Genomic DNA, 14,539 nt, shown 5'->3' on the forward strand with positions numbered 1-14,539 from the left:
CCTGTAATCTCGATTAGATTTGCGGGCCAATATCGTAAGGTGTTTCTTGATACACATAGTAATTGAGCCAATTAGAGAATAATAAGTTGGCATGAGCGCGCCAAGTAGCCGGTGGCATACGGGAAGGATCATCATTCGGATAATAATGTCTAGGCAGTGCAATATCCAAACCTTTCGCTGCATCCCGATCATACTCCCATTTTAGTGAGAAAGGGTCATATTCGGCATGTCCTGTAGCAAAAATCTGTTTGCCGTCTTTAGTAGCAACCAGGAAAATCCCAGCTTCCTCGGATTCCGCCAAAATCTCTAATTTATCATTCTTTTCAATATCTTCGCGTCTCACTTCCGTATGACGGGAATGTGGAACGTTGAATACTTCATCAAATCCACGCAACAACGGAACATGAGGCTTGTTGATCGTATGCGGGAAAACGCCAAAACACTTTTCATCAAGCGCAACCTTGGGTACGTCAAAATGATGGTACAAACCTGCCTGGGAAGCCCAACATATGTGCAGTGTTGAAGTCACATTGGTTTTGGTCCATTCGAAGATCTCCTGGATTTCATTCCAATAGTTCACGTCTTCGAAATCCATCTGTTCCACTGGGGCACCCGTAATGATCATGCCATCGAAACGACGATGCTCAATCTCATCAAAGGTTTTATAGAACAAATCCAAATATTCCTGAGACGTATTCTTCGACGTATGGGATTTGGGATGTACCAATACGACATCCACCTGAATGGGCGTGTTTCCCACCAGACGGAGCAATTGTGTTTCGGTCGTTTCCTTTGTGGGCATCAGGTTTAATATAGCGATACGGAGTGGACGAATATCCTGCTTGTATGCAGATGTTTCATCCATGACGAAGATATTCTCTCCTTCAAGTACTTCTTTTGCTGGTAGCGTATCGGGTATTTTAATTGGCATGGGTAGTCTAACTCCTCCTTGTGCATAAATAGATGCAGCCAGGCTGGCTTGATGTATTGACATCAATAGCGCTTTAGGCTGCCATGAGCTTGTCTACAACCATTGGATTGCAGTTCCATCCAAAGTTACAACAATCTCAAGTTCCTTAGCGAAAATCACTGCTGAGAAGTCGGGGCATATGACAGAGACCTTCCTCGGATTTCGAGAAAGGTCATATGTAAATAGATATGCGCCTCTCTCATCTCTCAGTTACAACAGTGCCACTTGACACTTGGTCGCTGCAAGAATTAGCACCGTGCGGTATACCGCCGGTTGCCGGGTTTCATCGGGCCAGTCCCTCCACCTACTCTTGATAAGATTTCGCTGTATTAGATTGTAATTTAATATGGTTCACCGTCTACTTTATTACATTAATGCCCTCACGTCAAGTTGCAGTTCTCTGTCTGCTTTCCAGATCGGAACCGTTCATCATCCGTTGTCATACACTGCCTCAGGGCGCGAAATAGACACATTTTTGCGCTTGAAAGCACCTTGGACCAGCGGTATACTAAACAAGGTGTTATAAACCCTTATGTGAGAGGTGACATATTAAATGGATGGCGACCCGAGGCCTTACTGGCAGCCGAATTCCGACAAACTGCATAGAGAATTGACATCAGCATGCCGGCAGCGGGACGTGACTTCCGTTTGATTATATAGTGAACGCAGCCCTGATCTCCAGGCTCCGCTGCCGACCGGCTGATTTGTTCTTTTTGCGCCCATAATGATAATATCCGCCAAGTTGGCGGGTGCAGAAGGAGTAGATTAACAATGAAAATCCGGTTGGTTAACAACGGTGTATTTATTCCGGTGGACGATATTCAGCAGGCGCTGACTCCACCAGCGGAAGGATTTTACTGGATTGATGCGGACGTAGACGATTTGGCGGTACTTCAGCCGCTGTTCTTGATGCATGATCTGGCAGTGGAAGACTGTCTCAGTGATGAAGAACAACGTCCGAAGATTGAAATTTATGAGAACCATTACTTTATTGTGATTAATAGCATCCGTTTTGATGATGAAGAAATTTTTCTACGTGCGGTGAACTTGTTCCTCGGCAGACATTTCATTATTAGTGTTACGAAGCAGAAGGTCAGCGAATTGCGCACCCTGAAGCCCATCCTGTGGGAACAGGAAATTAGTACACCGGATCGTCTGCTGTATTTGCTGGTTGACTTGATTGTTGATAATTATTTCACCGTAGGTGACCGAATTGAAGCTCGGATCGAGAAGCTTGAGGAAGACATTCTGATGCACACCAAAAAGTCACATCTGAATGAAATCATCGGACTACGCAGTGAGATTCTGTGGTTGAAAAAAGTCCTTGGACCTCAGAAAGAGGTCATCAACACACTGAACAAAAAAGATCTGCGTCTCATTGATGATCAACTGCAAAAGTATTTCAGTGACATCTATGAGAATGCTGTAAAAATATCTGAAACCTTTGAAACGTATCGCGACCTAATGGGCAACTTGCGAGAAGCCTACCAATCCAGTATTGCGAACCGAGCGAATGAGATCATGCGTGTGTTTACTGCTATTACCACGGTCTTCATGCCGCTGACGGTCATTACCGGTATCTACGGCATGAACTTTACGAATATGCCAGAGCTTAACTGGAAATACAGCTATTTTGTTGTGATTGGCCTGATGGTTACACTGGGCCTGAGCATGTTCTTCATTTTCCGCAAAAAAGACTGGGTATGAACTCGAATGAAATAACAAAGACGAAGCGCTCCTGTGGGAGAAACGCCTCGTCTTTTTTTCATGTCCTTCAGCTAACCTACATTCTGCTCTGTCTCTGCATGCCGACGAAAGCGGATTCGAATCATGCGCAGTCTTTCATAGACCTGCTCCAGACTTCCTCCGTCGGGCTTCTCTCCTCCATACACCTTATGTAACACTGGCTTTAGGAACGTATCTCCCAGCTCCTCATACGCACTCCATACGGCCTCTTGTTCGTTCTCTGGCATCACTGCCAGCTCCACGTCCAGAAGACAATCGGTATCATAACCTTCGAGATCCAGTGTCTCTAACAGCTCAATCAACTCACGTCGGGATAATCCGGATCGATTAACAATCTCCTCTAACGTATATCCTTCCTTCATACCCTCAAGCACTTGCTTACGCGTAGTGAACTTGTCGAGTTCCTGTTTATACTTCTGCTCTCTCTGCTTGTATAACCAGCTCTCATACTCTTCTTCCTTCAGCGCCGTGTATACCCAGTCCAGCGGGAAAGTCGTTGAACGTTCCAACCCGTTTGTAATCTCCATCCATTCCGTACCATACTCAGTCGCTTTGCTCTCTCCTACGCCAGGCAGTTGCATCAGTTCATCTAGCGATTGCGGAACAAAGGCACTGATCAAACGAAGCAGACGGTTTGTTGCAATAAAATACGGTGCCTTCCGGTCAGACACGGCTCTCTTCCTACGCCATGTGCACAGATCTGTATATAACTGCTCATTGCCGTATAATTCACTGTAACAATGGAGCCGCTGTCCACCATAACTGCGTGACTTCAAATCATCATTCTCATGAAATAACCCCTGCAACTGCGGTCGGTACCCCTCACTCATCTGTATGGCAAGCTGATGACGGTAGATATGAAGCAGCTCCTCCCAAGAAGTCCCTTCATACCAGATGCTGTCCTCACGCTCTCCTTCCTCGTAGCGACTCCATCCCAGCTGCCAACTATCTTCCTCTTCCCCAATCCATAACTGTGCATACTCTGCATTCTGATCTGACATTCTGGACAATCTGTTCATGAAAATGACTTCCATTTTCCGTTCCCTCCCTTTAACATTTCAGCCTATACGGGTTAGTTATGCTACCTACAGGCGCACAAAAAAAACACCTCTCCTGCAAAATTCATGCAAGAGAGGTGCTTCCTCATTAACCGTGCTATGCTGTTGCCCATATCATACCACAATGGTAAAATTCGTCAATCCCTTATTGCTCTACTTGTTCAACGCCAATTTGGCAAGCGCCAGTGAACCGCACAACCCTGCATTGTCGCCAAGTCCTGGTGAAACAACATACTGGTCAATATCGGATTGAAGTGCCGGATGCTGAACGTATCCTGCAAGCAACTCCTGCAGTTTGCTGCGAACCATCGGGAACAAGTGCTCCTGCTTCATTACCCCGCCACCCATGACGATTTTCTGCGGAGAGAGAATCAGAACATAATTCATCAGTGCATGTGCCAGGTAATGCGCTTCGATCTCCCATGCTTTATGATCTGCTGGCAGTTCATAAGCCGGTTGCTCCCAACGTTTGTTAATGGCCGGGCCTGCTGCAAGACCTTCGAGGCAGTCACCATGGTATGGACAGAAACCTTCGTATGTATCCTCCGGATGTCTGCGTACAATGATATGTCCCATCTCTGGATGAGACAATCCATGGACCATTTTACCGCCAACCACAGCACCTGCACCAATGCCTGTACCCACAGTGATATACAGACAGCTCTCAAGACCTTGTGCAGCGCCCCAGGTTGCTTCTCCAAGTGCTGCACCATTCACATCCGTATCAAATGTCATCGGTACATCAAAATGCTCCTTGAGCTTGCCAATGACGTTATACTGTCCCCAATGTGGTTTTGGTGTTGTTGTGATATAACCATACGTTGGGCTTCCTTCAATCGGATCAATCGGACCGAATGAACCTACACCCAGAGCTTCAATGCCTTTGCCTTCAAAAAACGAAATCACTTGAGCCATTGTCTCTTCCGGTGTCGTCGTGGGAAAACTTACGCGTTCCAGAACTTCTCCATTTTCCGTGCCAATACCACATACAAATTTGGTTCCGCCTGCTTCAATTGCGCCTAAGATCGTCATGTTAGTCACACTCCCAAGTTAGTTTAAAAAGGAATTGATATTGCTTTACTTGATGACATTATAATTATCCTGCTACTCCATCTCCAGCTTGGACAATCGTTTCATTAACGTCTGCCTCCAGCTGTCTGACAGCGCAGAAATGGCCAACAGCGCCCGAATACCTTCGGCATTCTATTTCCCCTGATGCATAATTCGATTGGCTTCAAAAACCGTCATTGATGAAGGATCGGTGCTGATCCGTCGAAAAATCGACGAAGGCTTTACCTCCCCTTCCTGCAGTACACGAAAGTAAAAGCCGGTATATCCACTCTCCTGAAAATAAACAGGCAGCTCCTTATAGTCATACCTCACACCCAGCTTGAAGCAAGGTTGTCTGGGCTGACTGACTTGCACCGTGGCTTCGCCCAACTCGTACACATCACCAATCCGTACGTCTTCTTCAGCACAGCCTTCAACCGTCAGATTTTCTCCACAAGCTCCCCAGTCCAGCTTGCGATCCATCAACTGTTCCAGCGCTGGATAACGACTGTAATCGTATACACAAACGGCCTTGTCAGGTCCGCCATGATGCACCAGATCCGCCTGCGCATCCCCTGTCATTCCAGTGAATGACAGGAAAACCGCGTCGGATACAGGATGTTTCACAATGCCGCTCATCACTTCACGCTTCTGCCCAGGGAGCGGCTGCGGCAGTCCAACATTAACAGCCAGAACTGCTGTGTTGCCTCCACCTGGCTTTCGATCTGATGTGAGTGTCATTTGCATCATACCTCCCATAATCACTTTCTTTTAACGCACAGATCCACCAAATACCAGTGTATTACTCAAGAGCCGGCCTGGAGAAGTCAGCATTTTGCCCCCGGCATACATGCCCGAGGATGCACCGCCATCCAGATTCATGGCCTGTTTGGCACCAAGCTTCTGCATCACCGCTGCCCACTCCTTGACTGTCGCTCCGGAAACGGTAGCCAGCATGACAGAACCATCCGCCATGATGGCGATACCACTTCTGGCACCAGATGCAGTAAGAATCTTGGTATCCTTGAAACCTTCGCTCGTCGGATTAACAGCTACCTTACCGTCTTTTACCAGACGCGGTCCTGCTCCAACAGCAGTCACTACATCTTGCCAAGGGATCTCTTTGCCTGCTGCGTTCGTATACTTATAATTCATTTCTACGGTTGAACCAACGGTGAAACGGTCCGAAGAAGACTTCTGATTACCTGTGAAGACCAATACCGAGCCATTCTTAGGAATCGCTACATTCGTATTGGGTACTTTTTTGGTCACGACACCATTTTCCATGACAACCGCAGTGCCACCTTTGAACCCGACTGTAGCACCTCTTTCAGGTGTATACAGCATCGTAATGCTCGCGTTCGCTGAAGGTGTTCGATTAATAAAGGTTGCATACCAACTGCGTGATTTGCCTTTCGTATCTGTCACTTTACCTGTCAGGCTCACCTGAAGTGAATCCATGATCGCCGAGCCGTCTTCCTTAAATCCGATGGATGTTCCATATCTACCAATATGTATGACCTTACCATTTGCTATTAACATGCCGTATGGATCTGGTGCTCCGTTATATGCTTCAAAAAATGCTCCGTTTATTGCTGCTTGCGCCCCATAGGCTTTCACAATCGATGGCAGTGTTGCCGTCTGGCCCACTTGCTTCTTCGCGAGTCCCACCGTAACCGGTGTTCCCTTCGGAATCGTAACCGTCTGTACGGTAAAATTGCGTCCTGCTGCTTTTACTTTCTGTACTTTGGTGCTAATTGCTGCTTTGGCATCCGCTGTCTGTGGCGCACTTACTGCTCCCGAAAGAATTACGGGCAAGGCCAGGACGAGGGCCATAGCCCCTGTCCACCACTTTTTACCTGTTCGTACGTTCTTCATGTTGCTCACCCTATTGCCACTCCCATCCAAGAGCCAAGGCTCTTCATCTCAAGTTGTTCAAACTTGTCCATCACCATATCCGGATCAAGACGCAATTCACAGATATCCAGCGCACAGGCAACCGGAACAGCACAATGAATCTCTGCCAGTTTGCGGGACAGATGAAGCATGTCCAGATCATTCTCAATCTTGTTACGCACCGAAGGGGTCAGCTTATCCATGTTGCTCAAAATCCCTTCAATAGAGCCGTATTCCTGCACAAGCTTCAACGCTGTTTTCTCTCCAATTCCCCGTACTCCGGGATAATTGTCGCTGGCGTCTCCCATCAGACCCTTCATGTCAATCACTTGACGTGGTGTCAGTTGTTTCTCTGCCATGAGCGTTTCAGGGTTGTACACCATGTAATTGCCATGGCCTTTTTTCATAATAATGATACTTGTGCGGTCATTAATCAGTTGCAGCATGTCGTGGTCACCCGTCAGTACCATAACATTCATATCTGTCTCTTCGGTGTAATACTTAGCAAGCGTCCCGATGCAATCGTCGGCTTCGAATCCTTGCGCACCTATATTCGGAATACCCAGGCTGTCCATCACTTCACGGATCAGGGCAAACTGGGGAATCAGGTCATCCGGAGCTTCAGCCCGGTTGCCTTTGTAAGCTGCGTTATGTACCCCTGTATAGGGAATATTCACCCCATTAAGATACTTTATCGAAAATAACTATCTGCATCAAGGAAAATATTAAATATATTTATCCCACTATTACTTGTCTTGGGAAAATATAATGACTAAAGTATTGAAAACGCAGGTATATTATATATAATAAAATAAAGAATCTATTCTCTTTGTTGCGTATTACTAATTTTGAGGATAGATACTTAATTTGTTTGGTAAGACTCTAGATATAATTTTTTCAAGTTCATATAGAAGTAGCTACGGTCTTTTTATAAGGTGGAAGGCTTTAGCAGTACAACTTCAGGTCAAGCGACGCATGAAGAAAATTAGAACGTATCTCTTAAATGAGATCGTCTTTTTTCCTCATGCGTTTTTTATTTTAAATGTATTTTTCACAGTAACTATACAATCTATATTCTAATAAAGGGAGATAAAGAATGCTGAGTCTATCTTCATACAAAGCAGGCCGTTTCATTTATAGAGAAACGCATTTAGTTGATTCAAGAGTGTATACCATTGCAACAATTGATACTACTGGTGTAGAAATCCCCCATCCTGTTACTGACTTTTTACAAGAGTATCGAAGTAAGACGATGTCCTTAGAACGTGAGAGGCAGATCGCTAGTTTAGTGTGTCAATTTCTAAATTATGTTCGGGAAAAGACTATCTCAGGTGATTCTGACTTTTCTAAACTGATTGATCAAGGAATATATGGACTTAATTTTATTCATGGTTCAAGATTCTTGGATTATCAAGATGAACAAGTTAACAACCGCGGTAGACGGGTTAAAAGATCTACAGTTGACAGAAAGGAATACATTCTTACTCTTTTCTATAGCTTCTTTCAGAAAAGAAAAGTTATTTCTCATAATCTAATTATTCCTACTTATCGAAACGAAAAGGGACAGTTAGTAAATGCTTCTCCTTTTACAAGGAGAAGAAGTAATTCACAAAGAGAGCCTGTAAGAAAAGATCTGCGAGATTTTGGCGAAAATAGACAACAGATAATAGTTGAGTTACTCGATACTGCATGTAGCACTAAAGTCGGCAAAACTATTGCTCTAGGTTTAGCCATACAAGTATTCGGTGGTTTACGAAGAGGCGAAGTTGTTAATTTAACAACTAGTAGTGTGATGAAAATTGGTAAATCACTTGTTGTACATGTTCAAGATCGGCAAGATCATTTATTTTCACACAAGAAAAATACAACTAAAGAACAAGTCAAAAAAGAAAGGGTGCAAGATTTGTTGCCAAGTGAGTATTTAATCAAACTTTATATAGACCACATGGCTTGGTTAAACGAATATACAAAAAAAATAAGACCACCCGTGAAAGATGCATTATTTATCAATTGCTCAGGGAGAGCGTTAACTGGTAAGAGCTACGAGCAAAAGTTCAAGAAAATAGTGCACAAATATTTGAAGGTTTTACTAGATCAGGATCGTTATGACGATTATACTTATTTGACTTCGAAACCCTTTAACACACATACATTGAGAGGTGTCTTTACAAACATCTGTTTGGATGACCTTAACATGAGTATTCGAGAAACAGCTAACGCTCGTGGTGATTCAAGTGATACAACTGTTGCGGCATATTTAGATCAATTAACTGGCAGACAAAAAATGGAACGTGCTCTGGGACAACTTGCTCAGGCTGTAGTCAATGTTGAAACTAGAAAAGGGTTTATAGAAAACAATAAAATGAGGGATAATGCGTAATGATTTCACTTAACGAACTATATAGAAGACATGGAATAGAAAAAAGCAAGGCTAATCGCTTGATTGAATTAGGAAAAATTGAAGTGGTCTCTCGCTCAACTGAGCGGCCCTTTTATACCTATTTATCAGAAAAGTCGGTAGAAGCTTTTATTGAGGAAAAAGCTGGTTTTGAAAGTACATATATTCTATGTAAAGATGTCTTCAAATCATTGGGTCTTTCCGATCTGTCATTTTATAAATATCTTAAAAATAATAAAGAGTTGAACAAGCTTTTTACTCAAGAAAATGATTTTTTCAAAATACATGAACTACAGGAAAATTATTATGGGATATCAACCCAACGCTTTTTCTTTAAACAAGATGATTGGAATAATTTACAACAACATTATATAACTATTCCCCAGGCACAATATTTAGTTGGACAAAAAGATAATTCTGGTTTTTCAAGCTGGTTAGAAAGAAGACCAACTCTACAAATCTTTTGTTTTAGCAAAAAAAATAGAAGGGCTAAATTCCTTAAAAAAAGCCTCCTCCTAAGAACACTCAAAACTTTTAAAGTAAAAATATCTGGACCACAGTACGACAAAAATAGATATATGTCATTCAAAGATACCAGGCTCATTCTAAAATTATCAGAAACATACTTTGATAAATTACTTCAGGAAAAGACCCTCGTTCCTGCCAAAAATATTGGTCGCGCCTTATTTTTTGATATAGAGCTAGTCCAGAACTTGATAACATTACAGAAACGTGAGTACCATCGTTTAAGTGAAGATTATATGACTTTGCCTCAAATTTTACTGGAGTTTCCTAATCTTAATTCTAACAACTTGCCTACTACAAAGAAAATCAGAAAAATTGATTTGCCTGTGCTTCTTTCTACTATATTCAAAAAAGAAAACGATCAGTTCGCTCTAGGCAAGTATTTATACTTGAAAGATGATGTACGAAAATATCACGAATTCTTTTCTGCTAAAAGTGCAATACAATCTGAAGCGATTCATACTGATCCCTTTAGTGAGTATACTCGGCGATTGGAAATCAAGAAAATAACGTTCACTAGTCAATGTATCGTTACTCAAGTACTATGGAACGAATATGCAGCTGAGTTTCTCCGCTCCCGGCAAGGCCGGGCATACAATGTTATAGGTGAAATATGGTGCTTAGTCCGTGTTGCAGAGGCACTAACACATCTATTAGATAAAGAAATCTTTAAATTTTCTGCTAAGGAATTGAACTTGATTCTACTGAATAATAATCGAATTGGGAGAAGAGCACGTGAAGAAATCTATCAATTCCTCCTCTTCGTTCATAAAGTTTTAATGTTAAAGCAATCAAAAAGTCCTTTCAAACCTGAAGCTTTAATAAATCCACGTAAACTTCATCGTAAAAAAAGAGAAAAGAAAATTTACAACTTTTTCGAGTATGAATCTTTCTTTAAATATGTTACGAATCTGAATATTCACAAAAGATTAGCGACTACAGCAGCAGTCAAACTTATCGAGAAGAGTAATACAAAACAATATCATGGTTACGATTCAATTTGGCTTTATATGCTGATACATCTAAATAATGCATGGAGACATAGCGATTGTCAGAATATACCGAGAATCAGTTTGGAGGGTACTGAAATTAAGAGTTTACAGTGGCTCCTTGATAATGAATTGAGCGATGGGGACGTCAAAAAGATTATTTTCCGATTGAAATGTTCTTCTATGATTGTTTCAAAAACTCACATGGACAGAAACTTCTTTTGTGCCTCCGAAGTTGAGCGTCCTTTAGCTACGGCTGTAGCAATATGTGAATTAAGAACCGCAATATGCAACGAACACTCCCAGACGATCATATCCGGTATTTGTAATAAAAATGGAAAAATGCTCAAACACAAATCTTTAATTTCTTTTTTTCAAAATTATTGTGATAAAGACTCTTTTTCTTTTTCTAATAGAGCAATGAACAGAACTGTGATCAGTTTAGTTCAATGTGTCCAAGCATTCTATGGTGCCACCAACGATACAGAATATCTCAGAATTCTCCGAAGTCACGTAGATATAGAATCTACTGATATTTATAATCAAATTCCTCAAGAACGTATGGACATAATAGCATTACAGTTATTTGACAGAGATATGTTTGGTCATGTTCCTGATGTTATTTCAAAGCTGTTATTTGGACAACCACATTCAGAATCTCTTCAGACAATTCGTATTAGAGAGATAAAAGAGAAAGTCGGAGACATTTACAAATTAGAAGAAATGGCTAGCTTCTTGAATAATATACATGATTTTAATATACAAGCATCAAGGGGTTTTATAGAAGAGAATACAGAATATAAGGATATTGTAGAGAAAATAATTAAAGAAATGTCTCATGACGAACTCCAATCAATGTATCAGAAAATCTTAACTCGCCAATTACCAGGTAAAGAAGAACACTATCAGTGCCTCGTTTCTGAGTCTCTATGTAAATTCCCAGGAAGAAATTGTGGTGAATGTCCGCTTTCGATTCCTCATTTCTATGCTATTTCTTCTTTAATTGAACGTATATTTAAAAAAATACAATCAATTAAGATCTCAATGTCCGAACAATTACCTGAAGCAGAATTAACACGTATGGCAAATTGGCTCCAACTTGATTTGGAGTTACTGGTCTACACGCAAGTTAAATATGGAAAAGAAGAAGTCGCAATGTTCGCTACAGGCTTAAATAAACAACTACAAGAGATCGGGTATCTTTATGCTTATCAAACAATAAAAACTAATGAGGTGAACATATGAATTTAACTAAACTTGCTGCTGTCCAAACTTTAGATATTAATATTGAATTTGAAACATCAGATGTATTTAATCACCAGGATTCAATCAAGGGAGCTATATTGCTGATAGATCAATTAAATAATCGTTTTTCTCAAGAAAATAAATTGCATAAATTAATAGACTTCTACGATGACTACTGGAGCTTGTATAACCCTATTCAAGGTTGTTTAGAAGATATTGATTTCTCCTTTTCTTCCGAAATAGTTTTTAATAAATCTATAACAAAAGAGGAATTAAAAATCACGCTTAAATGTTGGGTTCTTGATCGTCTTATTAAAGATAATCTTAGAGCTTCCACTGTACAGACTTACTTTTCCCATGTTAAAGATTCTATAATCCGCACTCAAATTTTTCTTAGTAGTCAAATTGAATCATATACTGAGTATCTTAATGATTTAACACTGGCAGATGGACCAAAGCATCAAATCATATCTTCTGTGCTCAATTTTCTATCTTTTAATCCCTATATCCCTACGGCTGAACAATATACGAAATCACTACACAAAGTATTGAATAATTTGAAACCAAAAAGCAAATCTAGAGTTATTCCAAGCGGAAAAGATATTATTACATTTTCAAGTATCTTAGAAGATTATTTCAAGGTAACAGAGGTTCAACAGAAAGAGTACCTACATTACTTTCCATTACTATTTTGGTGGAGAATAACTACAATTATTCCATTAAGACCGTTTGAATTTTGTGCAATTTCTCCTGATTGTCTTGTTTATGAAGATAATAAAGTCTATCTTAAACTTCCAAGACTTAAAGGAGATAGCATTCGAAACAGAAACTTAAGAGGCAAACAATTAATTGATAAAATCTTAATACCTACTTCAATAGAGAAATTAATTCAAGAATATAAAGATTTAATAAGCAAGTTCAACCATACGAATAGAACTACTTTAATTTCCAGAGAAGTATATGAATCAACTTTACCTTCCATTGATCGTAAATTTATAGCGAGAAAACGATTAAATGATTCTTTCCTTACTCCTGATCTTAGTGTATTACTTCTAAGATTTTATAATAATATAATTCATAAGCAGTATGGGTTCAGCTCCACTAATCTCCCACCAGTTGGAAAAAAACCACTGCTACAAGGTCACTTTGAAAAAGATTCAGACCTTATACGGGTTAGAGTGATTGATACTCGACATATTGCATTCATTAACATGCTAAGTCAAGGCTGGAGTAAGCCTGAGATAGCTCGATTTGGAGGACATTTACTTCTTGAGACTCAAGCCAATTATCAGTACCATCAAGAATACTGGATTGAAATTGAAACGCGCAAACTGATACAACATTTCAAGCTAGGAATGAAAATTTCACAGATAAAAACTAGTGATGTAGATATGAACGATAGCTTTATATTGTCAACACGCTTTGACTCAGCATTGAAGAAAAAATTCATACTGCGCCCCCCAGTTACAACAGTAAGGAAAGAACTTAAGTTTGGTTTCTGTACTGATCCGAACCAACAGTGTAGAACGCACTGTTATCATTGCGATTACTGGAGACTTAGTATTGATGATATAAACAATCATTCACAAAAATTAAAAGCTTTTATATCTGAAAGTGATCATACCCTTACTGGTTTATTCTCTTTCTTAAAGGATCTAAATAGATTTGTATTTGAAGAAGAACTCAATCCGGAGATTTCTGAGAAAATCCTTTCAACTCAAAAGAAAATTGGGGATGAAATCCACAAACGTGCTTCATTGATTTATAACACAGAAAGAAGTTTGGAGATATAAATGGCTAATAAAACAAGAGTATATAACAAAGAAGCAATTCAAGAAATCATCTCCTTATACCTACACCAAAATAAGATTGATGGTGAAATTCAGTATAGTAGTATCCGTGATTTCGCTTTTGAATTGTATAAGAATAAACATTATATTTTTACTGATAAAATGTATTTCCAGCTCCTTGATAGCTCTACAGGAAATCTCTCTGAAAAAATATATAAATATATTAAACTCAGCGATGATTTTTGGCGGAAACCACAATATCAAGGTAGACAAATAATTGATGAGACAAACGATCTATTATCCAAAACAGCAAGTAAACCACGCAATCGTCAAACCGTAATACCCAATACTGACTTTTTAGTTGATGATAATATATCAAACCTACCTCAATTAAAACTCCAATTAAAACCCTTGGAGCAACAATTGAAATCGAATCTTGATTTAATTGACAAATTAGAGGGGAAAATTAGTGAACTCGAAACAGTAATAGCTTCGCTAAAAGAAGACAAAAGAAATTTAAAAGTACAAAATAAAGCATTACAAGACTCTCTTTACATTTTTTTTGAATTGAGTGCCTTGAGTGATATTCCACTTAAAAATCAGATGAATACAGGTATTGGTAAAATGAAACTTGTAGATGAAACTTTAAAAAAAGCATTTTCAGGAAATCCAAATATATTTTATCAAAAATACGAAAATAACAGAAACACAATTGATCAAGATATAACAAATACATCATCCTTAAAAGAATTCCTTGAAAAGAGAGAGGCAAAGGTAGTAAAATACCACGACGTTTATAACTTTGAATCAGATTAAATTAATTTTAACTCAATCATATAAGTTCGAGAGTTAATAGCATTCAAACTAAAAGA

The 14,539-nt window shown here is 40.0% G+C and carries 9 protein-coding genes, 2 pseudogenes and 1 riboswitch; of the genes and pseudogenes, 5 read left to right on the forward strand and 6 right to left on the reverse strand.

What is annotated here, in order from left to right:
* Positions 1–13: 13 nt before the first annotated feature.
* On the reverse strand, positions 14–931 hold the full coding sequence (gene metA, locus OM416_RS13550) for a homoserine O-acetyltransferase MetA (protein WP_264930001.1): 918 nt from the start codon (positions 929–931) through the stop codon (positions 14–16).
* Between the two features lie 235 nt (positions 932–1,166).
* A riboswitch (SAM riboswitch) is annotated at positions 1,167–1,290 on the reverse strand.
* A 451-nt stretch (positions 1,291–1,741) separates the two neighbouring features.
* Between metA and corA the strand changes: the two genes are divergently transcribed.
* The gene (gene corA / locus OM416_RS13555) at positions 1,742–2,677 is read left to right on the forward strand and encodes a magnesium/cobalt transporter CorA (RefSeq protein WP_062833460.1); all 936 of its coding nucleotides are present in this window, start codon (positions 1,742–1,744) and stop codon (positions 2,675–2,677) included.
* A gap of 71 nt (positions 2,678–2,748) precedes the next feature.
* Here the strand turns inward: corA and OM416_RS13560 are convergent, their stop codons facing one another.
* The 5 genes and pseudogenes from OM416_RS13560 to OM416_RS13580 all read right to left on the reverse strand — a co-directional run.
* Positions 2,749–3,750: an HRDC domain-containing protein gene (locus tag OM416_RS13560; protein ID WP_264930002.1), complete on the reverse strand. Its 1,002-nt coding sequence runs from the start codon at positions 3,748–3,750 to the stop codon at positions 2,749–2,751.
* A 177-nt stretch (positions 3,751–3,927) separates the two neighbouring features.
* Positions 3,928–4,806 (reverse strand): ROK family protein, encoded by an 879-nt coding sequence (locus OM416_RS13565; RefSeq protein ID WP_047842269.1) that lies wholly within the window; start codon positions 4,804–4,806, stop codon positions 3,928–3,930.
* A gap of 72 nt (positions 4,807–4,878) precedes the next feature.
* A pseudogene (locus OM416_RS13570) lies at positions 4,879–5,565 on the reverse strand (MOSC domain-containing protein).
* Positions 5,566–5,595: 30 nt separating this feature from the next.
* A complete protein-coding gene (locus OM416_RS13575) occupies positions 5,596–6,702 on the reverse strand; it encodes a phosphodiester glycosidase family protein (protein WP_319951906.1) in 1,107 nt (368 codons plus the stop codon).
* A gap of 5 nt (positions 6,703–6,707) precedes the next feature.
* Positions 6,708–7,385, reverse strand: a pseudogene (locus OM416_RS13580) (5'-3' exonuclease); the annotation flags it as partial.
* Positions 7,386–7,816: 431 nt separating this feature from the next.
* Between OM416_RS13580 and OM416_RS13585 the strand changes: the two are divergent.
* Genes OM416_RS13585 through OM416_RS13600 form a run of 4 tightly spaced genes read left to right on the forward strand, consistent with a single transcriptional unit; the run spans position 7,817 to position 14,483 of the window.
* Positions 7,817–9,100 (forward strand): hypothetical protein, encoded by a 1,284-nt coding sequence (locus OM416_RS13585; protein WP_264930006.1) that lies wholly within the window; start codon positions 7,817–7,819, stop codon positions 9,098–9,100.
* A complete protein-coding gene (locus OM416_RS13590) occupies positions 9,100–11,877 on the forward strand; it encodes a hypothetical protein (protein ID WP_264930008.1) in 2,778 nt (925 codons plus the stop codon). Before OM416_RS13585 ends, OM416_RS13590 begins: the two co-directional genes overlap by 1 nt.
* Positions 11,874–13,670, forward strand: coding sequence for a hypothetical protein (locus OM416_RS13595; protein WP_264930010.1), 1,797 nt, complete (start codon positions 11,874–11,876; stop codon positions 13,668–13,670). Before OM416_RS13590 ends, OM416_RS13595 begins: the two co-directional genes overlap by 4 nt.
* The gene (locus OM416_RS13600; protein WP_264930012.1) at positions 13,671–14,483 is read left to right on the forward strand and encodes a cell division protein ZapB; all 813 of its coding nucleotides are present in this window, start codon (positions 13,671–13,673) and stop codon (positions 14,481–14,483) included.
* The last annotated feature ends 56 nt before the right edge of the window (positions 14,484–14,539 follow it).

It is taken from the genome of Paenibacillus sp. LS1, from assembly GCF_026013365.1.
In the GTDB taxonomy this organism is placed as follows: Bacteria; Bacillota; Bacilli; order Paenibacillales; family Paenibacillaceae; genus Paenibacillus.